This is a genomic window from Shewanella bicestrii, from assembly GCF_002216875.1.
Classification (GTDB): domain Bacteria; phylum Pseudomonadota; class Gammaproteobacteria; order Enterobacterales; family Shewanellaceae; genus Shewanella; species Shewanella seohaensis.
The window spans coordinates 4689854-4716201 of record NZ_CP022358.1; the positions used below are offsets into that span (position 1 = coordinate 4689854).

Annotated in this window: 23 protein-coding genes; 12 read left to right on the top strand and 11 right to left on the bottom strand. The window is 51.0% G+C overall.

Going from position 1 to position 26348, the window contains the following annotated elements; translation table 11 throughout:
- Window positions 1-122 precede the first annotated feature (122 nt).
- The 4 genes from CF168_RS20500 to CF168_RS20515 are packed head-to-tail and all read left to right on the top strand — an operon-like array spanning window position 123 to window position 5707.
- A complete protein-coding gene (locus tag CF168_RS20500) occupies window positions 123-1325 on the top strand; it encodes a metal transporter (protein WP_089068832.1) in 1203 nt (400 codons plus the stop codon).
- Window positions 1322-2350 (top strand): efflux RND transporter periplasmic adaptor subunit, encoded by a 1029-nt coding sequence (locus tag CF168_RS20505; RefSeq protein ID WP_089068833.1) that lies wholly within the window; start codon window positions 1322-1324, stop codon window positions 2348-2350. The genes CF168_RS20500 and CF168_RS20505 overlap by 4 nt, the downstream gene beginning before the upstream one ends.
- Window position 2351: 1 nt before the next feature.
- Complete coding sequence (locus tag CF168_RS20510) at window positions 2352-5405, top strand: efflux RND transporter permease subunit (RefSeq protein ID WP_089068834.1); 3054 nt, start codon at window positions 2352-2354, stop codon at window positions 5403-5405.
- A complete protein-coding gene (locus CF168_RS20515; protein ID WP_011627657.1) occupies window positions 5402-5707 on the top strand; it encodes a DUF3240 family protein in 306 nt (101 codons plus the stop codon). Before CF168_RS20510 ends, CF168_RS20515 begins: the two co-directional genes overlap by 4 nt.
- 45 nt (window positions 5708-5752) lie before the next feature.
- Here CF168_RS20515 and CF168_RS20520 read toward each other — a convergent pair whose 3' ends face one another.
- From CF168_RS20520 to CF168_RS20555, 8 genes are all read right to left on the bottom strand, one after another.
- Window positions 5753-6388, bottom strand: a complete 636-nt coding sequence (locus CF168_RS20520) for a paraquat-inducible protein A (RefSeq protein ID WP_089068835.1) — start codon at window positions 6386-6388, stop codon at window positions 5753-5755.
- Between the two features lie 104 nt (window positions 6389-6492).
- Entirely contained in the window at window positions 6493-7683 is a 1191-nt protein-coding gene (locus CF168_RS20525) for an HD-GYP domain-containing protein (RefSeq protein WP_089069017.1), read from the bottom strand.
- A 219-nt stretch (window positions 7684-7902) separates the two neighbouring features.
- Window positions 7903-8145: a hypothetical protein gene (locus tag CF168_RS20530; RefSeq protein ID WP_089068836.1), complete on the bottom strand. Its 243-nt coding sequence runs from the start codon at window positions 8143-8145 to the stop codon at window positions 7903-7905.
- A gap of 7 nt (window positions 8146-8152) precedes the next feature.
- Complete coding sequence (locus CF168_RS20535) at window positions 8153-8890, bottom strand: DNA-binding protein (protein ID WP_089068837.1); 738 nt, start codon at window positions 8888-8890, stop codon at window positions 8153-8155.
- Window positions 8891-8905: 15 nt separating this feature from the next.
- Window positions 8906-9448 (bottom strand): hypothetical protein, encoded by a 543-nt coding sequence (locus tag CF168_RS20540; protein ID WP_011624585.1) that lies wholly within the window; start codon window positions 9446-9448, stop codon window positions 8906-8908.
- Window positions 9445-10128, bottom strand: coding sequence for an energy-coupling factor transporter transmembrane component T (locus CF168_RS20545; RefSeq protein WP_089068838.1), 684 nt, complete (start codon window positions 10126-10128; stop codon window positions 9445-9447). The genes CF168_RS20540 and CF168_RS20545 overlap by 4 nt, the downstream gene beginning before the upstream one ends.
- On the bottom strand, window positions 10118-11485 hold the full coding sequence (locus CF168_RS20550; protein WP_089068839.1) for an ATP-binding cassette domain-containing protein: 1368 nt from the start codon (window positions 11483-11485) through the stop codon (window positions 10118-10120). The genes CF168_RS20545 and CF168_RS20550 overlap by 11 nt, the downstream gene beginning before the upstream one ends.
- Window position 11486: 1 nt before the next feature.
- Window positions 11487-13670, bottom strand: coding sequence for a TonB-dependent receptor plug domain-containing protein (locus tag CF168_RS20555; RefSeq protein WP_089068840.1), 2184 nt, complete (start codon window positions 13668-13670; stop codon window positions 11487-11489).
- 408 nt (window positions 13671-14078) lie between these two features.
- On the opposite strand from CF168_RS20555, the gene CF168_RS20560 reads away from it, so the two are divergent.
- Entirely contained in the window at window positions 14079-15437 is a 1359-nt protein-coding gene (locus tag CF168_RS20560) for an isochorismate synthase (protein ID WP_089068841.1), read from the top strand.
- An 8-nt stretch (window positions 15438-15445) separates the two neighbouring features.
- Here CF168_RS20560 and CF168_RS20565 read toward each other — a convergent pair whose 3' ends face one another.
- Window positions 15446-16171 (bottom strand): ABC transporter substrate-binding protein, encoded by a 726-nt coding sequence (locus CF168_RS20565; protein ID WP_086902499.1) that lies wholly within the window; start codon window positions 16169-16171, stop codon window positions 15446-15448.
- Window positions 16172-16413: 242 nt separating this feature from the next.
- Between CF168_RS20565 and CF168_RS20570 the strand changes: the two genes are divergently transcribed.
- Window positions 16414-17073, top strand: coding sequence for a 7-cyano-7-deazaguanine/7-aminomethyl-7-deazaguanine transporter (locus tag CF168_RS20570; protein WP_089068842.1), 660 nt, complete (start codon window positions 16414-16416; stop codon window positions 17071-17073).
- A gap of 99 nt (window positions 17074-17172) precedes the next feature.
- On the top strand, window positions 17173-17640 hold the full coding sequence (locus CF168_RS20575) for a GNAT family N-acetyltransferase (protein WP_089068843.1): 468 nt from the start codon (window positions 17173-17175) through the stop codon (window positions 17638-17640).
- Window positions 17641-17895: 255 nt separating this feature from the next.
- On the opposite strand, the gene CF168_RS20580 is transcribed toward CF168_RS20575, so the two are convergent.
- Together CF168_RS20580 and CF168_RS20585 are read right to left on the bottom strand one after the other, a co-directional pair.
- Window positions 17896-20031, bottom strand: a complete 2136-nt coding sequence (locus CF168_RS20580) for a sensor histidine kinase (protein WP_023266176.1) — start codon at window positions 20029-20031, stop codon at window positions 17896-17898.
- Window positions 20032-21414 (bottom strand): sigma-54-dependent transcriptional regulator, encoded by a 1383-nt coding sequence (locus tag CF168_RS20585; protein ID WP_011718787.1) that lies wholly within the window; start codon window positions 21412-21414, stop codon window positions 20032-20034.
- A 284-nt stretch (window positions 21415-21698) separates the two neighbouring features.
- Here CF168_RS20585 and CF168_RS20590 point away from each other — a divergent pair, with 284 nt between their 5' ends.
- Genes CF168_RS20590 through CF168_RS20610 form a run of 5 tightly spaced genes read left to right on the top strand, consistent with a single transcriptional unit; the run spans window position 21699 to window position 26345 of the window.
- Window positions 21699-22523, top strand: coding sequence for a substrate-binding domain-containing protein (locus tag CF168_RS20590; protein WP_011624595.1), 825 nt, complete (start codon window positions 21699-21701; stop codon window positions 22521-22523).
- Window positions 22520-23227 carry an ABC transporter permease gene (locus tag CF168_RS20595; RefSeq protein WP_011624596.1) on the top strand — a complete coding sequence of 236 codons (708 nt, stop codon included), beginning with the start codon at window positions 22520-22522 and terminating at the stop codon, window positions 23225-23227. Before CF168_RS20590 ends, CF168_RS20595 begins: the two co-directional genes overlap by 4 nt.
- A 3-nt stretch (window positions 23228-23230) precedes the next feature.
- Window positions 23231-23938, top strand: a complete 708-nt coding sequence (locus CF168_RS20600) for an energy-coupling factor ABC transporter ATP-binding protein (protein ID WP_011718789.1) — start codon at window positions 23231-23233, stop codon at window positions 23936-23938.
- Window positions 23922-24515, top strand: coding sequence for a molybdenum cofactor guanylyltransferase MobA (gene mobA / locus CF168_RS20605; protein WP_089068844.1), 594 nt, complete (start codon window positions 23922-23924; stop codon window positions 24513-24515). The genes CF168_RS20600 and mobA overlap by 17 nt, the downstream gene beginning before the upstream one ends.
- 30 nt (window positions 24516-24545) lie before the next feature.
- On the top strand, window positions 24546-26345 hold the full coding sequence (locus CF168_RS20610; protein WP_089068845.1) for a bifunctional molybdopterin-guanine dinucleotide biosynthesis adaptor protein MobB/molybdopterin molybdotransferase MoeA: 1800 nt from the start codon (window positions 24546-24548) through the stop codon (window positions 26343-26345).
- Window positions 26346-26348 lie beyond the last annotated feature (3 nt).

Below are 26348 nucleotides of genomic sequence, written 5' to 3' on the forward strand. Positions count from 1 at the left end.
AAATCAATCAATTATTTTATGGGACATATGTACCATAGGCGGATTTATGATACAGGTCCCCGACGACTTTCAGCCGTCAATCCCTACACTGACAGCATTGTTTAATACCACAGAATCATCTCATGTCTGTCAGTTCGTCTTGTATCAAGTTATGTCTGTTGACCAGCTTAGTCGGCAGTAGTTTCCTGTGTCTTGCGGCGGAAGCCGAACTTTCCCAAGCGCTTTCGAGCAGCCAAGCTAGGTTGACTCATATCACTTCGTCGAATACTCAAGCGGCCAATTTAACCAGCTCGACCTGGCTCACAGGCCTGCCGAGCATCAGCTTAAGTCACCTCGGGAGTTTGGATAATAGTAACAGCTACGAGCAGGAACTCTCAGTCAATTTGCCATTTAAATCCCCCGCGCTACACAGCAGCGATAAGCAAATAAAACAGCTCGCCGAGCAAATTCATCAACAACAAACGGCGTTGCAAGGCTTGTATCTCTCGGGATTATTAAGGCAGTGCCTGTGGGAATACCGCCAGAGCGAAGTCAAACTGGCGCAGCTTGAGCGCAAACAGCAGTTGCTCGATAAACTCCATCGCCAGCAAAAACAACTGACCTATGCGGGGGAATTGCCACTGGCCAACACTCTGCTGCTGGAGCGGGAAAGTGTCGATATCGCCTTAAGCCGCGCCGACATTCTGCAGCAACAAGCCCAGTCTTTAGCCCTGTATCAACAGCTAACGGGCCAAGAACGGATGCCGAGCGCGATTGAGGAAACTGACCGCCCGCTTGGCAAGGGCGCAGATGCCTTAGCACAACATCCCCTATGGCAATTGCTAAAGCTGCAACAACAGCAACACTTGCTGCTGATCCAAACTCAGCAAGCGGGTGAGCGCGATCCTTGGACCGTCTCACTTACAGCAAAAAATACCGCGGATACGGGCGTGGATGATCAGCAGTTAGGCATAGCCGTGTCAGTTCCCTTAACCTTGGGCTCGGCGCTGTCCCAGAGCGATTTATACCAATGGCAACAAGCGAATACCGAGCAAAGTCTCAATCTTGATCGCAGCGCCCTCGAGCTTAAAAACCAGTGGGATCAATTAGTCCGCCAGCAAACTAACCTCGTCGAGCAACAGCGCTTACTCACCCAAGCGCTCGCCCTCAGTCGCACCATTACCGAGGAACTCGCCAAGGTAAAAGATCAAGATCAGGTGAGTTATGAAGTCTGGCTGCGCCGCTATATGGAGGCGCTCGACACCGAATCCCGCTTGGCGCTCAACCACGTCAGCTTGCAACAACTGCATTCTCAACAACTCCAAGCCTTAGGAATTTCATTATGATGGCCAAGTACGGCGCATGCCTTCTCTGTTTATCCGCGAGTGTTGTAGGTTCGGCGCAGGCCGAAAGCTTAGCCATTAGCGCCTTAGGCAATCTCGACCTCAGTTACACCCAGCCACAAAGAGTCGCCAGTTATGAGGGCAGCCCACTGCCGGCGCAGGTTGAAATCCTCCCCGGCAATGATTATTGGATCAGCACGCCCGAGAATATCCAGCAGGTGCACTTTCTCGTCGGCCAAGGCCAGCGCGTCAGTAAAGGCCAAGCGATAGTCAAACTCACAGGGCCAGAAGTGTTCCACTACCTCGCCCAAGTCGAGGCCGCGGCTAGCCTGTATCAACTCGCCAAGAGTCGCTATGAGCGCAACAAACCTTTGCTCGCCAATGGCAGCATTAGCGCCGAAAAATGGCGTGAGATCAGTCAGGACTATTTCACGACTCACCTCGAATACGAGCATATGCAGCACTTTATGGAGCGCGTCCACAGCACGGATGCGGCTACCGACTCCTTAGTTATCGCCGCGCCCGTCGACGGTATCGTTAAACTCAATGCCATCAGCGGCCCTTATATGGCCGGGGAACAGCTGTTTTCACTGGTGCCCAATAACAGCATCCGCGTAAAAGTGAATGTGCCGACGGGGCAGTCACACTCTCTATCGGCTATCAACATTAATCAATGCCATATCGCGATTGAGTCACTGTCAGCTATCGCCGAAGGCGCCTTTGTTACGGCTTGGTCATCAGCGGTGCCGCAGGAATGTAACCTGTTGTTAGGTCAGCAAATGACTGTGGTTCCCGAGTATCAAAAAGCCGTGTATTTACTCCCAAAAAACAGTGTGTTTAGTTGGGGGCAAGACAGCCAAGTGTTCACTCTGTCCGATAACCAGCTCAATGCGTTGACGGTAGATATTTTAGGTTCGACACCAGAGCAATATATTGTCGCCAGCGATCAAGACTTGAGTCAGCTGCAAGTCCTATCCCAGTCGGTTGCCGCGGTGAAAGGCATCATGCTCGGTTTAGGAGGCGAATAAGATGCTCACCTCTGTGATCCGTTTTTCGCTCACTCAGCGACTCTTTGTGCTGATTGTGGCGCTGATCCTCATGTTGGCTGGCGCACGCGCTTGGTTTGCGATTCCCTTGGATGCCTTTCCGGATATTTCCCCCACCCAAGTGAAGATTATCCTCAAGGCTCCCGGCATGACGCCGGAGGAAATCGAGGCCCAGATTACGGTGCCGATTGAAACCGAGCTGCTCGGCATTCCGCGGCAATCGATTCTGCGCTCGACCACTAAGTACGCCATTAGCGATATCACCCTCGATTTTGAAGAAGGCACGGATATCTATTGGGCGCGCCAACAGGTGAGCGAGCGCCTCACTGCGGTCTGGGACAGTTTTCCCGAAGGTGTGAGTGGTGGTGTGGCGCCCATGAGCACACCGCTCAGTGAAATCTTTATGTTTTCATTCGAAAACCCCAATCTTTCCCTGCTGGAGCGACGTCAATTACTCGAGTGGGAAATTCGGCCGCTGCTGCGCACAGTGCCCGGCGTTGCCGATGTGAATATTCTCGGCGGTTATGCCAAGAGTTTTAGCATCAGCCCCAATCCTGCGGCGATGGCGGCTGCGGGCGTGAGCTTTGCCTCGTTGCAACAGGCGATTGTGGAGAATAATCACAACGAAGGTGCAGGTAAGCTCACTATAGGCACAGACACCATCATAGTGCGATCCGAGGGACGCATCGATGATATCGACGAGCTTAAACAGCTAGTGATCAAAACCGATAATGCCAAGGTCTATCGCTTGCAGGATCTTGCCGATATCCAGATTGGCCACCTTGCGCGCTACGGCGCCGTCACTAAGGATGGCAACGAAACTGCCGAAGCCTTAATCATTGCCCTCAAGGACGCCAATACGGCACAAGTGGTTAACAACATTAAGGAAAAGTTGGCGCAAATCAGCCTGACTCTCCCCGAAGGCAGCCAGATAAACACCTTTTACGACCGCGCTAACCTGATCAATACCGCTATCGAGACCATCTCCAATGCGCTATTCGAGGCCGTTGTGCTGGTCATAGTATTGCTGGCACTGTTTTTAGGGAATGTGCGCGCCGCGTTAGTGGTGTCACTATCGCTGCCACTAGCCGCACTGTTCACCTTTTTGATGATGGATCACTTCAATCTCTCCGCTAACCTGATGAGTCTCGGTGGCCTCGTTATTGCCATCGGCATGTTGGTGGACTCCTCCGTGGTAGTGGTTGAAAACATGGTGAATTTAATCGCCACTAAACAGCGTTTGCCGCGTTTGCACTTGATCTTTCGCGCCACCAAAGACGTCGCCATTCCCGTAGTATCGGGCACGGTTATCGTCATCATAGTGTTCTCACCACTGCTCACCCTCAGTGGTTTAGAGGGCAAACTCTTCACCCCAGTTGCCATCACCATAGTGTTTGCCATGCTGTCGGCGCTGGTGTTATCGCTGACCGTGATCCCCGTGATTGCCTCGTACCTCGTTAACGAAAAAGCCGCGAAAGAACCTAAGGCCATCGAAAAGCTCAAGCATCTTTACCTTGACAGCCTAAAAGCCTGCTTTGGTTGGCAAAAACCTTTTATGCTCATCGCCTTTAGCTTGCTGATCGTCAGTCTCGGCCTGTTTAGTCTGGTGGGGAAAACCTTTATGCCGACCTTAGATGAGGGCGACATTATTCTCCAATTAGAGAAATCCCCTTCGATTTCCCTCGACGCCTCCATCGCTATCGATAAACAGATCCAGCAAACACTGCTAAGCCAAATCCCCGAAATCAAACAGATGGTGGCGCGCACCGGCGCCGATGAGATTGGTTTAGATCCCATGGGACTGAACGAAACCGATGTGTTTTTAGAGCTGGCGCCCCGCAGCGAATGGCGTTTTGCGACCAAAGAGCAGCTTATCGATGCCATCCGCACTGTGCTGCTCAAATATCCCGGCGTGAACTTTAACTTTACCCAACCGATACAAATGCGCGTCTCCGAAATGCTCACAGGCAGTATTGGGGATGTCGCGATTAAAGTATTCGGCAATGATATCGAGACCTTAGGCAAACTCACTAGCGAAATAGAACAACTGGTCACTGCAACTCAGGGCAGTGTCGACGTTAAGATGGCGATGATTGAGGGCAGCCCTTTTATCAATCTCACCTTAGATAACGAGCTCGCCCGCGGGTTTGGGATGAGCACTATGGAGTTTGCCCGCTACCTCAAGAGCCAGCTCGAAGGCGTGGTTGTCACCGAAGTGCTGCAAGGGAAGAAGCGCACGCCCGTGCTTATCGCCAATAATCAAGCGCAGATCAGTAACATTAACGAACTGCAAAATCAGCTATTGGTGATGCCAGATCATTCCCTAAAACGCCTAAGTGATGTGGCGGTATTGAGCTATAAACAGGGCCCGATCCTTATCGAGCGGGAACAGGGAAATCGCTTTTCGGTGATCACCACCAACGTCCAAGGGCGGGATATTGTGGGCTTTGTGGAGGAGCTTAACAGCAAAATCGCTAAGGAAATCAAACTGCCCAGCGGCTATAGCGTTAGCTTCGGTGGCGAATTTGAAAACCAGCAGCGCGCCACCAGCAATTTATTACTGGTGATCCCAATAGCTATCGCACTGATCACTTTGATTTTATTCACCACCTTCGGCTCTCTAGCAAAATCGGGATTAATCCTCGCTAACGTCCCGTTTGCCATGATGGGCGGTATCGTTAGCTTGTATCTCTCGGGGGAATACCTCTCGGTGCCCGCCTCGGTAGGTTTTATCGCCCTGCTGGGTGTCACCGTGCTTAACGGCGTGGTGATGGTCAGTTATTACGAACAAACCAAATATTTATTTGGCAGCCTCAGGGAGCGAGTCGAACAGGGTGCCGCGCGGCGACTCAGACCCATTCTGATGACAGCCACCACCGCCATGTTTGGTTTGATCCCCTTAGTGTTCGCCACGGGCCCAGGTGCTGAAATCCAAAAACCCTTGGCCATTGTGGTGATCGGTGGATTGCTCACATCGACCATTACGACCTTGTATTTACTGCCCATGTTGTATTTTTGGCTGGAGAAACGCCGATGAGCACGGAACAACTGCTAGTCCTGATCGCCCAAAACGATATTAAGGACGATATAGTCGACACCCTGATTGAGTTGGAGTTTTTATCCGGCTTTAGCTTGGGCAATATTTGCGGATTTAGCCGCGAGCACAGCCATTTCAATATCAAGGAACAAGTGGAAGGTTATCGGGAATTTTGTAAGTTTGAGATTATGCACCCTGCAAGCCAGCAAAGCGCCCTGCTTGAAGCACTAGCAAAGGTCTGTAAACACAACCCTTGCCGTTATTGGATTATGCCCATCTATCAAAACGGCACGCTTTCCTAACGATAAGGGCATACGGAACCTTCTGTACGCCCTTTAAGTGAGTGACTACAGAATCGGGGTTGGGCGACGCACTAAGTAACCACTGGCGATTGAGAGAATGCAGTAGGCGGTAAAGAAGTAGAATCCGCTCTCAAACTGCGCCTTGGTCTTGAGCATTTCGCCCATGCCACCCGAGGCATTACCCGCCAAAAAGGTAATAATCAGGGCCACCACAAACACATCGGCCATCGACCATTTCGCCAGCGCAGACACTAGATGATGAATGCGCCACTGCAGCGCAACCGAACTCACGCTTTGTTGTACCAACATCAGACTGAGTTTCACTGCGGGGATAATGATACTAAACAGCATCACCAGACCAGCCACTAAGCCATTGCCTGAGTTGTATAATTCGGTGACTGTGCTCCAAATACTGCGGGTTTGCTGTAATACTTCTACCTCGCCCTTGAGATTGTTCAGCCCCAACAGGCCACTGACCATATTCAACATGCCGCGGGCACTGTCGCGCCCCGAGTTCTCATCGAAACTTTGTGCGACCTGCTCAATCCCTTGTTCGGTGAGTTTGGCCTTATCTATGCTGCCATTGAGGCTCAAAATGGGTTGAGTCACGCCGGGAATTAACAGCGCTAAAGACAGCAGAATAACGAGAATAGGAAGGAGAGAGTTGCGTACACTGTTCATAACTGGGCCCGAGAAAAACTTTGGCCCAGTGTACGGCCTTTCCCCTTATCGGGGCAATGAATGGCACCTGACAACTTGGCAGATATCAGGCGCAACGGCGCGCATTAGTAGAAGGGTTTAGGATCGATATCCAGCGAGCTAGGTGAGACTCCGCGTTCAATATGCAGATCCGACTTGAGCAGATCTACCATAACCACCTCGGTGTAACGTTTTGCTTTTAAAGAATAAAAGCATTTTACGATCGGGTTTAATGCATCTCTGTCCTTCGAGGTCCAGACGATGCCCACTCGCCCATCGGACAATTCAACCAAAGAGCCGACAGGATACACGCCGACGCAGCGAATAAACTCGTATACCAGTTCTTGGTCGAGATGGAATGGTGTCAAACTCAGTAGGATCTTAAAGGCCGCCGCGGGGCTCATAGCCTCTTTGTAACAACGAGTGGCGGTGAGGGCGTCGAAGATATCAACGATACAACTCATGCGGCCATGGAGCGGAATTTCCTCGGCCTTTAATCCCCTTGGGTATCCACGGCCATCGAGCTTTTCATGGTGCATCAGACAAACGTCTTTACTGACCTGAGATAAGCCTTTTGTTTCGTTCATAATTTCAAGTGCATACACTTGATGCAGCTTCATATGTTCGAATTCTTCTGGGGTCAGCTTACCCGGCTTATGCAGCACCTTGTTATCGACCTTGATCTTGCCGATATCGTGCAAGATACCACCGACCGCCATCTCCCGAAGAATCGAACGGTCGAGCTTTAAATACTTACCAAAGGTCACCAACAGGAAGGCCACATTCACTGAATGTTCAAGCAGATAAGCATCCTTTGAACGCAGTGCAGACATACATCTAAGCGCGTCTTCATCCAACAGGACAGATTCAATCATGCTGTCGGCTAAGGCTTCGAAGGGGGCGACTTCTATCGCTTTGCCTTCAAAGGTTTCTGACAAGACTTTGCGGATCAAGTCTTTCGCTTCGGTCAAAATGACCTGCGCCTGCTTTTGTTGATTCTCGCGGGTCGCTAACGGTTTTTTCGGTTCTGGCGGAATGTTGTTGCTGGCTTTACGTTTAAAACCACAATGTTCGGCCGAACGTTCAGTGTCGACCCAAACAAATTTGATCCCATTCTTGGTTAATTTGGCAATCGCATCCTTGTGCTTGATTTGGCCAGCGTTTGCAATGGCGAGTCGACCTTGATCACTTTTGTCTATTGCACAGACAAACATACCCAATGTTAATTGCGACACGGGTAATTTGATTAGCTCAACTGATTCTGCCGACTCACTCATTTCTAGCAACCCCAAGGCATAGAGAAGATTACTGCTACTGACCACGCAACACGCCATGCTAATTTAGCACATTATGAAGCCATTTTTATCTTGGTAGTATAGGACAGTATAACTTGCATTCTAAGCTGGGGAGGTTAAAAGCACCATATGCTTTGATGACAAGCCTCAAAGAACAAGGCAAAAACCAAGCAAAATGATGGGACTCGGTTCAAATATAAGCTAATTATTTAATAATACGGTATTTTTTAGCATCAAACACTCGAAGCTTGTCATCATCCAACGACGATATTGGCAGTTATAACAGGAGCGAAGTTCATCATCGACCTGCTCATCTTCATCGTCGGGAGCAAAGCGAGGGCACAGTTGTGCCACCCGTCTCGCCTCGGAATATTGCTGTAAACCCGCCCGAAAAATCCAGCGCTCCGTCTCGTATTCAAACTGTTGAAGTAGCTCTTGCTCCATTCTCACCTCAATAGTCCTGTAAGGCTTGCTTACCCGCATTACGCCACAACTCACCGTCCTTCGCGACTAACAATACAAACTGATGCTCAAGGTAAACGGCCTTCACTTTGCCTTTGAGTTGAACCTTTTCATCCGCCGCTAAACGGGTTTTATCTGTGCTAATGACCGCATCGAGGCCAGTCTGCTCGAGAATCTCTGCCACAGTTAATTCGAGGGAGACTTCCTCAAGTTGACCGAGTTTGATTTGACCCTTCACTCGCCCATCGCTCCCCATTAAACGCAGCCCTAATCCCGCCAAGGCTCCGATCACGCCCTGTCCGGTGCCGCCGTGCTCGGTGAGTTGGATCTGTAACCGTTCGGCAAGCTGATAGGCGGCTTCTTTGGTAATCACCTCACGCTTGGCGCTGAGTCCAAAGTCTATCAGCGCATGCACATCATAGTCGGAATCGACATCCAAAATCGCAATCCCAGGATCCGCCTTAGGCGCCGATTCGGCCACCAGATGTGCGACCGCCAGACGATGGATTTCCGCCTGCGATAATGGCGACTGCAGCGTAAAACACATTGCACTGTTGTGTGAGGTGTAGGGAATGTCAGGGTGCACAAACAGTTGATGCCGCGTCACAAAGGAGGCCTTGCCCCCCGAGGTTTGCGTGAGTAAGAGTGCAATTTCCTCGGCAATTTCGCCCGTGCCCTTAGTGCCAATGTCGTCGGTATCGTCGATACAAATAAGCCAATTTTTCATCGGTATTCCTAACAGTTAAAACTTGTCGCGGTGAAGGAGATCGTGGGCCTTAAGCCGATGCAGCACGGGAGGCACCAACAGGGCACCTAAGGTGGCAAAGAATCCGCCCTTAAGCACGCTTGCGCCCCATTGGATCAGCACGACATCGAGCGCCATGCCCGCCAGCGCATTAGTCAGCGCCACTTTGACCGCCCACGCCATACAGCCAACAATGCCTAAAATCACGCAGCGCCAATGCAGGCTTAATGTGAGCGGTAACAACAAGGCCACCAGATCCATCGCTATGGCAGGTAAGATAAACTTCAATAAAATCATTGGGCCGCCCTTACCAACACCGAGCGCCATGGCGACTAAGCCCGCAATGCCGCCACAGGCAATCATGCTGCCGAAACGCCCAAGCACGCCGTAGCAAATCAAGTAGAAGAAGCTCATTAAAAACATGCTGTGGCCAGAAAGCCCAAGCTTGAGCCTTAACATGCCCGTCAATGCCACCAGCAGGGTGGCGCAAAAGCCGATAAACAAAGAATCCTGTAAGCTCAGGGGGAGTTTTTTATTCATTTTTTGTCTCTGGGTGAATGCCAATGGGTGGCACGTGAACTCTTACCAAAGTGGCGACTCTGGGCCGCAACCGCCATCTGGCGAGATAATTTAAGCAATTGGATTAACACAGGAAACAGCACGCAGTACACCAGTTCTGGCCAGTTTTTAGGATTCCGCAACGCCTTAGGGGTAATACGTGCGCCGCGCAGACACTGGATCTGGTAAATCTCGCGCACTTCGTCCGCCATATAGGGCAGCAAACTCAAAGATGCAGCCACCACAAAGGCCCATTTGCTCGGCAAAAATGCACTTAAGACTTCGCCGATACGCTCAGGCGCCGCCGTGATACACAACCACCATCCGGGGATAGTCGCTAAAATAATGCGTCCCACCACCACGGCGCCTTGGGCAAGGTGATCAACACCATAGAGCAGCAGATAAAGACTTAAGGTAATCGTCAGTTGAATCACGCCTAGTTTCACCACGCCCATTATACTGCCTCGGCGCGCTAACCCATGGAGCACGAGCAAGCCATTCACGGCCGCCAGCGGTAGCAGTAAATCGGCGGGCAATACAAAAGCGCAGGCGGAAAGTACGCAGACTAAAAACAGCGACAGCGCGCACAGGGTGGTTTCTTGCTTCTCGCGACTCCAACGCCGGCGGGCACGTAGTCGCCATCGACGACAACTAACCCACATAGCGCTCCTCCATTCCCATGGCTTCTTCTGCCAACAGCCCTTGGCGCAGGCTTAACTGCCGCGACACCGCACTGTGTTCCACCAACCTGTGGCTGGTCATCAGAATCGCACTGCCTTGGGCGCTGAGGCGCTTGAGCAGGAACCATACTTTGCGATAATACTCTTTATCCATACCCGCGAGCGGGTCATCGAGTAGCAGTACCTTAGGCTGCAAGCAGGCTAAGGATGCCAAGGCAATCAGGTGTTGTTGACCATAGGACAGCTTATGGGGCGACTGTTCGGCCAGAGCGCTCAACTCGAGATCGAGTAACATTTGCTCGGCACGCGCAGTCGGAAGTTCGAAACGATTCAAACTAAACTGCATCTCGGCCAGCACATTGGTTTCAAACAGTTGTCGACTCGGCCTTTGCAGCAATAGCCCTAACTCCGCGCCGTACACACCGAGTTTAGGTTTACGGCCTAGCACCTTGAGTGGCAAACGCAGCTTTAAGTGCAGCATGCCCGCGAGGGATTTTAAGAGGCTAGTTTTACCCGCGCCATTATCCCCCACTAAGGTCACTATCTCGCCCGCATGCAGTTGAAACCCTTGCGGACAGCTAAACAACGGCTGACAACCATCGAAGCAAAAATCAAACGCTTCGGCGCTGACCAGCACTTTGCCTAAGTGATGTGCGCCTCCCCAAGCTCTCACTGGCACGTCCTGCACTGGGGCATCGCTAACGGTGTATATTCCCTCGGATAAACGGCCAGCCTCTAATTGCCAATAGTGCTGGATAATCTCGGCAAAGGCCGCCGCATTATGTTCCACCAGCACCAATGCCATACCTTCGGCAATCAGATTTCGCAGCACAGCCAATAGCTCGCTTACACCGTGATCATCGAGCTGCGCCCATGGCTCATCGAGCAAGAGTAAATGCGGCTCGCACACCAACTGGGCGGCAATCATCAAACGGTATTTTTGGCCGAGGGAAAGGGTACTGACAGGAGTGTCGAGCCGTAAAAACAGCCCGACGCGTCGCAGCGCTAACTGCACCTTAGGCAACATATTCTCGGCGGGGATGCCGAGATTCTCTAAGGCGAAGGCGACTTCGGCGCCCACGGTTTGCCTCAGTAGCTGGGTTTGAGGATCCTGCATCACTAAGCCAGTCACCAGCTCTGGGTGACGCCAAATATCGCCCTCATGGGGGCGCGACAGCACGCCCGCCAGTAGATTGAGTAGACTCGATTTCCCCGAGCCCGTTGGCCCGCTCACACAATGGCATTGGCCTGCGCCAATCGAGAGCTTAAGCTCCTGTAAAACCGGGGCTAATTGGCTGCCATAGTTAAAGCTGACACCGTCGAGCTCGAGTAATTTCATCTTAAATCTGCCAGTTCACACCAACGAAGAACTGACGACCAGCCTGAGGCAATGCTTCACTCTGGTAGTAGTTCTCATCCAATAGGTTAGTGGCGCGCAGATACACTTCTAACTTATCGGCGATCAGCGGCTGCACTAAGTTGATATCCACTAAGGTGTAGTTATCCAGCGACTGCTGTTGATACTGGTTCTGACCGTTCACTTTCACCTGAGTCGCATAAACCTGATCGAGGATACGCTCCACATTGAGGTGGACTTGCGTCTCGAATGGGAATTCGTAGCTCATTTGCCAGCGGAGCTGGTGACGAGGACGGTATTGCAGTGCATCTAAGGTATCGTCGCCTTCCATTTCTTTCGAGTCTAGGAAGCTGTAAGAGAAGCTCAGATCTAAATGCTCAATCGCATGATTGTTAATCTGGAAATCAACCCCTTTGAACTCATAGCGCCCCATATTTTGGTAGAAACCATCGGTATCTTTGGCGATATAGTTCTTCGCATCGGTGTAAAAACCATAGAGCGAGAAGTCGGTACTGGCTGGTAGGTTTTGATCCAGACCCAGCTCAACATGTTTAGACTCTTCCGCTTCTAACTCACTGTTACCCGATGATTGCGAGTACAAATTCACCATAGAAGGGAAACGTACTTTGCGTGCCACACTCAGGCTCAAACGAGAGTCAGGCACAATCTGCCAATAACTAGAGGCCATCGCCGAGTAGTTATCATCTGTACCGTCTGAGGTATCGAGTGAATGGAAAGCCCCGCCCAAGGTGAAGCCATAGTTATGTTCAGACTGATACTGATATTCGGCCGCAGCAGTATATAACCATGCAGAATCATTTAGGTTTTCAGCGCCGCCAGAACCGCCACCGCTACCATTGCCAGAACCTGTTCCACTGCCACTACCCGTGCCACCACCAGAGCCTGTTCCGCCGCCGCTACCCGTGCCACCGCCAGAGCCTGTTCCGCCGCCGCTACCCGTGCCACCGCCAGAGCCTGTTCCACTGCCGCTACCTGAGCCGCTGCCAGAACCTGAACCAGTGCCGGTACCCGAGTTATTGCCAGTACCGCTGCCAGCGTTACTGGAGTAAGTGTCCACTACAGACTTCCAGCTCTGCTCTTCAGCAATCACAGAGGTGGTTAACAGCCCTGCTTTATGAAAATCGGTGATTAACTGTAAATTGACCCCTTGCACCACGGAACGGCCATCTTGGGTTTGCGTCAATGCTTGATAGGTTTCATCCGCATAGGCTGCTTCTAAGGTATCACTTTGATTGTGATAACCAAATCCGCGCAGGGTAAAGGTATCGTCAAACTGATGGGCTAAGCCGAGTTGGAAGGTATGCGAATCATAGTCGTCGGTACGCTCATACTTGAGCTTACCGCTGCCAGTACCATCACGTGAGGGTTTACCCCACTCACCATTACGCAGTGCCATATTGGCGATCAGCTGTGTCTTATCCGATAACCAATAGCTGCCTTGGGCATAGACGTTGGTGACTTCTTTATCTGAGTTAACTCTCAGCTCACCGTCTTGATATTGGGTCGGCTCGAAATCGTTCGACATCGGGAAACCATCGGTCTGTTGACGGCTCACACTCACCAATCCCTGCCAATCATCACCCGAGCCAGCGGCGCTGATATCGCCATTAAAAGTATTGTCTTTACCCGCTTCCAAGCGTCCTGACAAGGCGGGTGCTGTGCTGCCTTGCTTAGTAATAATATTGATCACACCGCCGGCGCCGCTTGGGCCGTACAGCACTGAAGTCGGGCCAACTGACACTTCAACCGAGGCAATTTGGCTGGTTGGGATCACGCTTGGGTCGAACTGGCCATCATCGGCACTGCTCATAGGTACGCCGTTCACCAACAGAGTGACATGGCGGGTCTTAAAACCACGGATATCGACCCTAGGAGTGCCATCGCCACCCACACGGATATAAACCCCGGGTACATTCTTCAGCACTTGATCTAAGGTCTGTGCACCCAAGGCACGAATTTCGGCTTCGTCGATGCTCCAATGGGTGGTTGCCAATTGCTCCGCATCGGCACCTTCACCATGGACGACAATGACTTCATTCACATTCAACAGGGGATCGCGGGCGATTTCATCGGCTGAGGCGGTAAAACTCAGTCCAATTGCCAGCGCTAAGGACGACACTCTAAAGACGGTATTTCTGGTAATCATATTATTGTTGTCATACAGGAAATTTAAGATGTGCCCCCTATTGTGGTCTGAGGAATTTCCGTCTCAACTGAAAAAAAATCAAAAACCAACCCAGATCGACTAATTGCAACAAATGGAAAATGCGATGCATCACAAAGAGACAAAATGTCCAACACAGGCAACGGTATCGACAAAAAGACCCATCTAGGTCACATTTTTAAGCGCCGCAAAATGAGACTATGGCAAAAGTCACACACTCGTGGGTTGCATCTTGACACTGACGGCCTCGGCCTTTAATTTGAGCGAAAGATTCTTATTTACACGCTCTCACCCACTCGGTGTAAATAGCTTTAAAAAGAATGGATTAACTTACCGCTGACTGCCGGAACTTCAGCCACCACCTTCATCTCGTTACCTTTGGAGTTTTATTTGCCCGCTCACGCCCTGTCTGAAGACCTTAAGTCTCTCATCGACAAACTCATTCAATTGAAGCAGGTTCCACCGACGGAGCCGATAGTGCAGTTATCCTTAACAACTGTTTCTATCCCTTTGATTTCATGGCTGGCATCCCAAAACCAATACCCGCGCATCTACTGGCATGGACGTGACAAGGTTGAAGAAGTGGCGGCGATTGGCGCCTGTAAAGACTTTAAGTTTGAAACCGGCGTCGATGATGACACCTTAGCGGAAATTTACCAGCAGCAACGCGCCTTAACCACGAATCCCGAGATCCGTTACTACGGCGGCGTGGCATTTGACCGCAGCATAGAGTCCTGGCCTGAGTTTGGTAATAGTCGTTTTGTGTTGCCACGTATCGAATTTAGACGCAGCGCGAACCAGTTCAGTTTGCGGGTCAATCTGAACTTTGCCGATAGGCATCCCGAAGAGGAAATCGACCTCGCCATTACCGCGATAGAAGCCGTGCTGCCCGCTCGTCCGCTCGCACCGCCCAATAAACTCGCGCTATTGAGCCGCACCGATATTCCCGATTTTCCGCGCTGGAAGACCTTAATCGAGCAAGTAGTTGAGCCCAAGTTTAACCAAGAGACGCCCAAGGTGGTGCTGTCGCGCCACACTGAGCTTGAGGTCAATGCACAGGTCGATCCTTGGATGGTGTTAGCCTGCTGGCAGGGGCGTAATCCGAATAGTTTCCAATTTGGCTTCCAATTTAGCCCTGAGCGCACCTATATCTCCTGCTCGCCAGAGCGATTATTTCGCCGTCGTCAGCAGGAATTGTTTACCGAGGCGCTTGCTGGCACCACTGTACGTGGCTTAAACCAAGAAGAAGACACGGCACTGGCCAACGCGCTGCTCGAAGACAACAAAAACAGCATAGAAAACCAGCTGGTTCGCCGTCATATCGTCAGTATGCTCTCCCCCTTGAGCCAGCATGTGGGCGCCGAAGAAACAGCGACGATTTTTAAGCTAAACCATATTCAGCATCTCCACCGCGCCATTCGTGCCGAGTTAAAGCAGGGCGTGAATGACTTCCAATTGCTACAGGCTCTGCACCCAACTCCCGCAGTGGGTGGCCTTCCCCGCGAGTCTGCCATGCGCTTTATTCGCGAACGCGAAGGCTATATGCGCGGCTGGTACGCCGGTGCCTGTGGTTATTTCAATAAGTATGAGAGTGAATTTTCGGTGGCGATTCGTAGCGCCTTGATTGAACCTGGTAAGATCAATCTGTTTGCCGGAGCGGGGATTATTGCGGGCTCAGATCCCGAGGCGGAATGGCAGGAGCTGGAGAATAAGCTGGCGACGATTATGTCAATTTTGATCGAACTCTAACGGCCAGCTCAATAGCCATTGGCCTTAGTCTCAGTGTAGAGTCGCTCCTGCTCACCGGAATCAATTAGCTTTTTATGTTCAATATCAAAATGTTGCTTTAGCATCCGCCCTTTTTCCGTATTGGCAAAGGCGAAATAGGTTTCGGCGGTGAGCACCCCAGGAATAATCACAAACTGCTGCGGCGCCTTCAACTGGGGGACGAGAGTCTCCATATTCTTTCTATAATCCAGCACGGCATCTGTTCGGCCCGCATTCACACTATTTAGCATGCTTAAGATGTCGCTGCCTTCCTCATAAAACATCGGGATCGTCGTCAGCATGTTATAGCGATAAGCCAGCATGGCCTGCACTTTCTTGTGGGATAGGCTCTCCATACCCGACCAAGTCGCCGCAATTTGTGGAGTCACGGCGGCATCGATAGAATCAAGTTCAACGGGGTTTTCACTCAGTAGGCTGTTTTTCACATCCCCCTTGTAAACACTGAGGATCATATCCACTCTGCTGGTTTCAACCATATAAAGCGTGCGCGCAAAGGGCATAAACTGCACATCGAGTTGCCAATCGGGAGCAGGAAACGCCTTGCGGAGAATATCGAAGTAATAACCCGTCTCATCAGGATTGGAGAAACCCTGCCACGAAGCGGTGACCAGATGAATTACCACGGGCTTAGCCGGTGTCGCGTAGGTACACAAACTCAATAAACTAAAACACAAGGCCGCAAGAAATGATCGCATCGCGTTCTCCTCCCATTTCTTAACAGTGTAGGATAATTTCCCTGCCTGTGCTGTGACCTTATCGATCACTCCTCTTCGAAACTCAAGGCTAAATTGCTTGGAATATAAACAGTAAGCTTGCATCTTCGAACCTGGTCACTATAATGGCGACCCCGATTTCAGCACGCTGATATTGGGTAAAATAACAACAGATCATTTAGCGGGTTCCCTCACCCCGCCCTACACAACTAAAAAGGCCACATATGTTAGTGTTAACCCCTGCGCAGCTTCGCCGCGCACTCCTGCTATTAGTGGGATTTCACATACTGATTATTTGCGTCAGCAACTACTTGGTACAACTACCGTTTCAATTGTTTGGTTTTCACACCACTTGGGGCGCGTTTAGCTTTCCCTTTGTCTATCTGGCGACCGATCTCACCGTGCGCATCTTTGGACAAACACCTGCCCGTAGCATCATTCTCAAGGCCATGGTGCCTGCGTTGATGATTTCCTATGTCATGGGTGTGGTATTCCATCAAGGTAGCTTCCAAGGGATTGATTCCTTAAGCCAATGGAACACTTTTGTGTTTCGCATTGCCTTCGCCAGCTTCGCGGCTTATTTGATTGGCCAGCTGATGGATATCACAGTCTTTGCTCGCCTACGCCAGAGCCGTTCTTGGTGGGTCGCGCCTGCGGCATCGACCATTGTCGGTAACTTAGTCGACACCTTAGTGTTTTTCAGTGTCGCTTTTTATGCCTCAACAGACAGCTTTATGGCAGCCAACTGGCCCGAAATCGCGGCCGTAGATTACAGCTTCAAATTACTCGTGAGCTTAGGGTTATTCCTGCCCGCCTACGGCGTCCTGCTGAAGGTCTTACAAGACAAGATCTTGCAAACCAGTCCACAAAAATCATTTTCCTGATTAACTCAACTGGCCAGACCTGTTATAATTTGAGCAGTTTTTAGTTCAGCCCCACTGTGTTTATGCACATTTGGGGCTGATTTTCTGTGAGAGAAAATTATGTATTCAATTGAAATCAAAGCACTGACAGCTCTGACACCTGAGTTGACCACACAGCTTATCGAACTGAGCAAGCAAATCCCTGAACTCGACCGTCCGCTGACCAGCGAAACACTGGCAGAACGTCTCTCGGATAAGACTTGCTTGATTCTCTTAGCCTATGTGGAAGGTGAATTGGCAGGCTTTAAGCTGGGATACGAACAAGCTGATGCCGTGTTTTACAGTTGGTTAGGCGGTGTTGTAACCGACTTTAGACGTTTAGGTCTGGCACAAAGCCTATTGGAATACCAAGAAACCTGGGCGAGCCGCCAAGGCTACAAGCTGATCCAGGTTAAGACCATGAACCGCTTCCCCGCCATGCTCAATCTGCTGATTAGAAACCAGTATTTGATTACTGAACTGAAGGCCGATCCGCAAAGCCTGATCGACCATAAACTGCATTTAAGCAAGTCGATTGCGACTGCTTAAAGGCGATTTACATAAAAATGTGTATTTTTTGCGAGAAATAGCTTGCAAAGCTAATTGAGAATGATTATCGTTAACTTGCGTTCCAAAACTCATCTTTAACACGGATGACTGGTAATCTGACGTTGTTAAAGTGCTCCTGAGTTTGCAAGCACGACATTGCTCACACACACTCTTTTGTGGCCGGATTCATCATCCGGCTTTTTTTTGCTTTTTATTCCGTGAATCAATCTCATAGCATTTCGTGCAGAGTCGCTTCTAAGATGACATTTCGGTGCTTTGGCCGGAAAAATGTAAGCCATCGTAGGGGTTGTTTTGCTGATCTTCCTTCGCCTCATGGTACAAACCAATAGTGAAGATAGACCCCTTACCCAGTACAGAACTCACTTCTATGGTGCCGCCGATACGCTTGATAATGCCGTAACTTAAGGATAATCCAAGGCCTGTGCCGTCTTTACGCGTGGTGTAGAAGGGATCAAAAATCCGCCCTAGTTGCTCAGGCGCAATCCCCGAACCTTCGTCCTCAACCTCAATTTTCACCCCAATCGGCATATCTTGCTGTAGCCAATCATAGGTTCGCACCCAAATCCTGCCCTTACCATCCATCGCATGGGCGGCGTTAACCACAAGGTTAATCAGCACTTGCAGCAACTGCGGGCGGTTAACCTGTACTGGGCAACTGGCGTTCAGTTCAGTGATCAGCACCACTTCTTGTTTTTGAATCGAGTGCCGTACTAATACCAGCATTTCCTCGATGATAGGCGTAATTGGATGCATCTCTAAGGGAGCGTTAAACTCACCAGGACGACTGTATTGCAGCAGGCTGCGGATAATAGTGCTAATACGGCCAACCTGTTGGATAACAAGGTCGATTTCCTCTTTTACCGACTCGGCATTATCTCCAAGCTCATAACGCAGCAGCTCCATATTGCCGAGGATCACCGCCGTTGGATTATTGATCTCATGGGCAATCCCTGCGGTTAGCTCACCCAGCGCGGTTAACTTTTCATTGGTCACTAACTGCTGACGAGTCTCATTGAGTAGCGCCACGTTGCGCTGCAACTCTAAGGTCTTATCCTGCAGGCTACGAGTCCGCTCCTCGACCTTCATCTCGAGTTGTTCGGCGGCAGCTTGAATTTGCGCGTTGCGCCGCTGCAATAAGTCGAGCATGCGGTCGAACTGCTCGGCAAGATTCGATAATTCGTTATCCCTGTCCAGCCCCAAGGCGCCAATACGCACATTGCGACCAGACTGCACCGCTTGCACCACATGGTGAATGCGCTCAATCGGTTGCAACAAGCTGTAAGCGCCGCGGTAAACCAATAAGCCGGAGATCAGCAGCACCAGCATCAGAATCGTGCCTAACTCGATGATATTAAGCAGGTAGTTATGAATAAAGGGCGACTCTGAGAATCCGGTATAGATCATGCCAACACGTTGCCCACGGATATCCTCTAAGGGCGCGTAGGCGGAAATAAACCAATCGTTAAACACAAAGGCGCGATCGACCCATAACTCACCGTGATTCAGCACTTTTTCGCGCACTTCCTCCGACACTAAACTACCGAGTGCCCGCCCTTGGGGTTCATTCGACTGTGGGAAAAAATGTAAAGGCACGTTGGTTGAGACACGAATATTGTCGAGGAAAATGGTCACAGTGCCGATGGAACGCTCCGGCAGCGTGCCCTTGTCGTACACGAGGTCGCGGATATGGTCGACGATGCGCGTATCCCGATTAAACAGCACGCCTCCATCGAGATACCAAGCCACTTTGCCCTCAAAATCGGGGATCGGCAGCAAACTACGGCTCAGTAGACCACGGTCTTCCACTTGTTTATTCGGGCTTTGCGCCCGCAATGTCGCCAGTAAGGGAATCGCCGCCCTTTGGGCTAGATCCGGATCAACCCGCGCCAAACGTTCAGGTGATAACACCATCAGCCCCGAATAGGGTAAAAGACCACCCATTTTCGGTAAAATTTGTCGTAAATCCGGGTCAGACGCGGCCTCGGCCACACTGACAAGCCTTAGAAAATCCAGATCGAGTTGCTTTTTTTGCTCATTTAAAAAGGCATCGATGCTCGCCCTGTGGGCCAATTCGCCAGTGAGAATGGGCCGAAAATCATTTTGAAAAGTCCATGAGGTCATCACTCTCTCGAGCTGTTTCTCCTGACGAACTTGCACCTGTTGCAGGGTATTTTCAGCCACAGCCAGATCGGCTTTTACCTTCATAAACAGTTGCTTGCCTGTGTAACTGATATTCCAGTAAATCGTGATAAACACTAAACTCACCAAGGTGAGCAAAATCGGCAGCAAGGTGAGGATCAGAATGCGATAACGCACTTTGGCCTGCATTTGCTGCCAACTGACACCAAAAAAGTGAGTAAAAAACGACACTTAGAACTCCTGCTCGTCGCTAACGTCAAACCACTCTTTATACTTGCGATCTAAGGTCTTACGGGAAACGCCTAAGTCCCTCGCCGCCGCCGATTTATTGCCAGAGTGCAGATCCACCACGCTGGTCACATGGTGTTTTTCGACTTCTTTCAACGGCCAATCTAAGGGATAACCTTGGGAAGCCGAAGACTCAGTCTTCACCTGTTGTTTCCAGTATTCCGCTGGCGGCTTGCCAAGCAGAATGCAGCGTTCAATCATATTGCGCAGTTCACGGATATTGCCTGGCCACTCGTGCTGTTGCAGCTTCACCATATCCTCATGGCTCCACACGACTTCGCGCACACCCAATTCGGCCGCTAACTGGCGAGTAAAGTGATGGGTCAATTCGACCACATCTTCCGGACGCTCACGCAGGGGAGGAATTAAAATATCCAGCACATTCAATCGATAATAGAGATCACGACGGAAGTTACCCGCCTCGACTTCATCCACCAGTGTGCGGTTAGTGGCCGCAATCACCCGGACATCGATATTGACTTCCTTCTCACTGCCGACGGGGCGAATCGCCTTTTGCTCTAATACCCTGAGCAGTGCCGTCTGCATTTTGAGGGGCATCTCACCAATTTCATCGAGGAAAATAGTGCCGCCGGAGGCAAAACTGAATAAGCCTTCGCGATTTCCCTTAGCGCCGGTAAATGCCCCCGCGGTATGGCCAAAGAGTTCACTCTCCAGTAGTTCGGGGGCAATCGAGCCGCAGTTAACGGGCACAAATGGCCCTTGGCGGCCGCTGAGTAAGTGTAATTGGCGCGCGACAAGCTCTTTACCCGTGCCCGATTCGCCTTGAATTAACACCACGGCATTGGTCGGTGCCACGCGCTCAATCACTTGCTTGACCGACTTCATAGCCTCGCTGCTACCGATAATGGTGGAGGAATAGCCGATAGAGACTTCACGGCGCAGCATTAAGTTTTCGCGGCGCAGCAAACGGCGTTCAATACAACGGTCAACCGCCGACATCATCTGCTCGAGGTGGAAGGGCTTCATAATAAAGTCTGAGGCGCCAGCTCGCAGCGCTTTAATCGCGACTTCTAAATCCGCATAGCCTGTCATAAAAATCACATCGGAGCGGCGGCCTTGTTCATCTAAGGCTTCGTGCCACTCGATGCCCGAGCGACCCGGTAAACGGATATCGACAATCAATAGGTCGAAGTGGCAGCGACTACGTAACTGCTCAGCATCTTCAATACTGCCCGCCGTTTCGACTAAGGCGAATTTTTTCGAGAGCGCCTTATTCAAAAAGCTACGCATCCCGGGCTCGTCATCGACGATCAGGACAGACACAGCGGAAGGAAGGGGCTTGAGGTTATTATCTATCTGGCTCATAGTGCTCACTTCTGGACATTTTGACTCAATTGCGACCAATTCTAGCATTGAAACTAGACAAATAGGTCACTATGAACCATAAGAAGCATGCGCTGAGACAATTTGTCTGCAAACTATTTGTTGAGCCTGAGATCAGGGTCACAATTTAGATCAAGCTGTGAACGTAAATGCGTCATTGTTGGTTTGGCATCCTATTTGCTTTCAATCGAACGCATTACAATTTACGGAACCTCCCACTCAGTAGGCAATTGAGTCGGAACCCTATTTTTCGCCAAGGAGTATCCATGCTAAACGTGAAATCCCATATGAAGTCATTACTGGGCCTGGTTGTTGCAGCCAGCATGCTCACAGTCTTACCCGCTCAATCGGCTGAAGTGATCAAGTTAGCCACCACCACCAGTACTGAAAACTCTGGTCTGTTAAAAGAATTACTGCCTAAGTTTGAAAGTGAATCAGGCTACAAAGTACAAGTTATCGCAACGGGTACGGGTAAAGCGCTGAAACTGGGCGAGCAAGGCGATGTGGATTTAGTGATGACCCACGCCCCAAGTGCTGAAGCAAAATTTGTTGCCGACGGTTTTGGTGTTGAGCCACGTGGCATTATGGAAAACGATTTCGTGGTGTTAGGTCCTAAAAACGACCCAGCGAAACTACGTGAAAGCAAAACAGCCGAAGAAGCCTTCGCAAAAATCGCCAAATCAGGCTTACCTTTCGTCTCTCGTGGTGACAACTCTGGCACCCACATCAAAGAGTTAGAAGTATGGAAAGCCGCAGGCGTGACTCCTGACTTCAAAGGTTACACTTCAGTAGGTCAAGGCATGGGTAAAACCCTGCTGATGGCAAACGAATTACAAGGTTATACGCTGTCTGACCGTGGTACTTTCGTGGCGTACAAAACCAAGCTGGACTTAGGTGTCGATTTCGATGGCGGTAAAACCCTGGCGAACCCATATCAAGTGATTCTGATCAACCCAGCTAAATACCCAGATCTGAACCACAAAGGCGCTAAAGCCTTCAGTGACTGGCTGATCAGCAAAGAAGGTCAAGCCATGATCAACAACTTCAAAGTTGAAGGCGAGCAACTGTTCAAGGCAACCTATAGCGAATGAGCGAAGGCTGGCTAGCACTGTTACAGCAGGCGTTAAGCCTGCTGTTTTCATTGGACCCCGACGTTTGGTCCATCATCTCTGTCTCGTTTTCGGTTTCTTTCGCGGCGCTGCTCATCACCTTAGTCCCCTCTATGGTGCTCGGTTTTGTGTTGGCGTTTGCCCATTTCCCCGGAAAGTGGTTTGTCACTAACTTAGTACAAACGCTGCAATCGATCCCTACGGTCGTCATTGGCCTGCTGGTGTATCTCATCTTGACCCGCAACGGCCCGCTTGGGGATTTAAAGTGGTTGTTCACTCAAGAGGGGATGATCCTCGGCCAAATGATGATTTGCGCCCCCGTGATGATTGCCATGAGTCAAGCGGCCTTCACTAGTGTCGATCGCCGGGCATGGGAAACCTCTCGCACCTTAGGCGCCTCTTGGTTTAGCGCGGTCTGGACAGTGTGTCGCGAACTGCGTATGCCGTTATTGTTGGCGATTGTCGCGGCCTTTAGCCGTATTCTCACCGAAGTCGGCTGTTCTATGATGGTCGGCGGCAATATCTTAAACGTAACACGTAATATCCCGACGGCTATCGCACTGGAAACCAGTAAAGGCGATTTCGCCCAAGCTATCGCCCTCGGATTAGTGCTGCTAATCTTGGCCTTGATCCTCAACTTTGCCTTAGGTAGTTTACGCGGCAAAGAAACGCCAAGGAGCCATTAACTTATGACCCAAGCCAAACTGATCGCCCGTGACTTGGAAATGTCCTTTGGCCCGCGCTTATTATTCAAAGCCCATAGCCTAGAGTTGTGCCAAGGGAACGTCATTTATTTGCAGGGTGACAACGGTTCGGGCAAGTCGACCCTGATGAAGATCCTCGCGGGTTTACAGCCGCCATCTAAGGGCAAGATTGAAGTCAGCGGCTTTAAAAAGGACGCATGGTGGACACGCAACCCTTTGCTGGGCAAAGCCGTTTACCTCCACCAGCATCCCTATCTGTTCGATGGTACAGTCAATTACAACCTGACCTACGGCTTACCCTTTGCAGCCTCAAAAACCGAAGCCAAACGTAGAATTGGCCAAGCAATTGAGATGGCACAACTAGGCTCGCTATTACAGGCCAGAGCCAGCAATTTATCCGGCGGCGAAAGGCAACGCCTCGCCATCGCCCGCGCTTGGATTTTGCAGCCAAAGTTACTGATGCTCGATGAGCCGACCTCCAACATGGATAAAGACTCCCAAGCCTTAGTGCTGCAAATGATCCAGCAGCTCAAACAGCAAGGGACGGGAATGCTCTTAAGCAGCCACCAAAACTGTGCGCTCACCGCCATTTGCGAGCAGCAGTGGCACATTGAAGACCAACAGGTGATAACCTCCCGTCAGCAAACGCCCACAAACTCCACACAGGGATCTTTATATGTCGTTGCAAATTGATGCCGTAATTCTTGCCGGTGGTATGGCGCGCCGTATGGGCGGGGACGATAAAGGCCTCGTCGAGCTAAACGGCAAGGCCATGATTGAACACACTATCGAGCGGATAAAACCTCAGGTTAAGGAGATCCTGATCAACGCAAATCGTAACCAAACACGTTATGCTGAGTTCGGTTTTACGGTGTTGAGCGATGAGCATACGGGGTTTCTCGGTCCCTTGGCAGGCATGATCACTGCTATGGGTCACACCCAAGCAGACTATCTGCTCGTGGTGCCCTGCGATTGTCCACTGCTGCCGCGGGATTTAGTCGCCCGCTTATTGGCCGCCATTGAAGCAAACGATGCTGAACTTGCCGTTGCCAGCGATGGTGAGCGTGAGCAGCCCGTGGTGATGTTACTAAAGCCGAGCCTGCGCGAGTCGATGACCGCCTTTCTCGAAGCGGGTGAGCGTAAAATTGATTTTTGGTATGCCAAACATCGCTTTGCAGTGGCGGCCTTTGCCGATCAACCCAATGCCTTCGTCAATGTGAACACGCCAGAACAAAAACAACGACTGGCAGCAGACATAAACCAAAGCTAAGGCTTCAAATTTCCCAGATTAGAGGTGCAAATGAGTACTCCCTTCGTCAATCCGCTATCTATTCCCGTTCTCGGATTTTGTGCCTATAGCGGCACGGGGAAAACCACCCTACTCAAGCAATTGATCCCCGAATTGAATCAGCGCGGCCTGCGTCTGGCGGTGATCAAACATGCTCACCACAATTTCGATGTCGATATTCCCGGTAAAGACAGCTACGAGATGCGCAAAGCCGGCGCGCGGCAAATGTTAGTCGCCTCCCATGTGCGTTGGGCGCTAATGACCGAAGATGCCCGCGATGGCGACCCAGAGTTAGTCCATCTACTTAAGCAAATTGAAGCCGATAAAGTCGATATCGTCTTAGTCGAAGGCTTTAAAAAACTCACGCTACCGAAAATTGAGCTGCACCGCGCCGCCCACGGCAAGCCATTTATCTATACCCAAGACGACAATATTCTCGCCATCGCCTGTTGTGATGACACTGAGCTGCCGAGCGAGCTAAGAAGACTCGACCTCAACAATGTCGCGCAAATTGCTGACTTTGTGATGGAATACGCCAATAGCTGGCAAGCCCCTAACCCAGCATTACCGATTGCGACTGTCGATGCCTGCACCTTGGGCAGCGATAAAAACCTCAGCGTGAGCCAAGGCTTAGCGCAGATTTTATCCCATGTCGCCCCCGTCACAGAGGTGGAAGATGTAGGTTTAGATGCGTTAGAGAACCGCGTGCTCGCCCGCGACAGCATTTCGCCCGTGGATGTGCCGCAGCAAACCAACTCGGCGATGGATGGTTATGCCTTTGCCTACCAAGCTCCGCTGCCAGCGAGCTTCGACTTAGTCGGTGAAGTCCTCGCCGGACATCAATATTCGGGCACACTCAAAGCGGGTGAAACCGTGCGCATTATGACAGGCGCGCCCGTACCCGCTGGCGCAGATACAGTTCAACCTCGTGAGCTAGCTAACGAGGCCAATGCTAAGGTCAGTTTCGATGGTCGCATTCAGCAAGGCCAACACGTTCGCCTTGCGGGTGAAGACATAGGCCAAGGCCAAGTCGCCCTCACCCAAGCCACACGCCTAAGCGCCGCCGAACAGGGCTTATTAGCTTCCCTCGGCCTTGACCGTGTGACGGTTTATCGCCGCCCGACCGTGGCCGTGTTCTCCACTGGGGATGAAGTCAGCCAACCCGGCGAAGCACTGAATCCAAACTGTATCTATGACTCGAACCGTTACACCATCAAGGCGATGGCAAAACGTTTAGGTTGTGACGTCATTGACTTAGGTATTATCGAAGATTCCGAAAGCGCTCTCGAAGCCACCTTGACCAAAGCCGCGGCGCAGGCCGATGTGGTGATCAGCTCTGGCGGCGTTTCCGTTGGCGATGCCGACTACATCAAGGCCGTGCTGGCACGCCTTGGCAATATCGACTTCTGGCGGATCAATATGCGCCCCGGTCGTCCACTCGCCTTTGGTAAGGTCGGCGATAGCCTATTCTTCGGCTTGCCCGGCAATCCTGTGGCAGTGATGGTGTCTTTCCTGCAATTTGTGCAACCTGCGCTGCGTAAACTCGCTGGCGAAACTAACTGGCAGGCGCCGTTATTCCCGGCGATCACCGATGAAACCCTGCGTAGCCGCACGGGCCGCACTGAGTTTATCCGCGGAATTTATCGCCTCGGTAATGATGGCAGGCTGCACGTAACCAGCACTGGCAACCAAGGTTCGGGCATGCTCAGCTCTATGGTCAAAGGCAATTGCCTTATCATCATTGGAGATGATGCTGAGGCAGTGAATGCGGGTGAAACTGTGTTTATTCAACCTTTTGCCGATCTTTTATAAGAG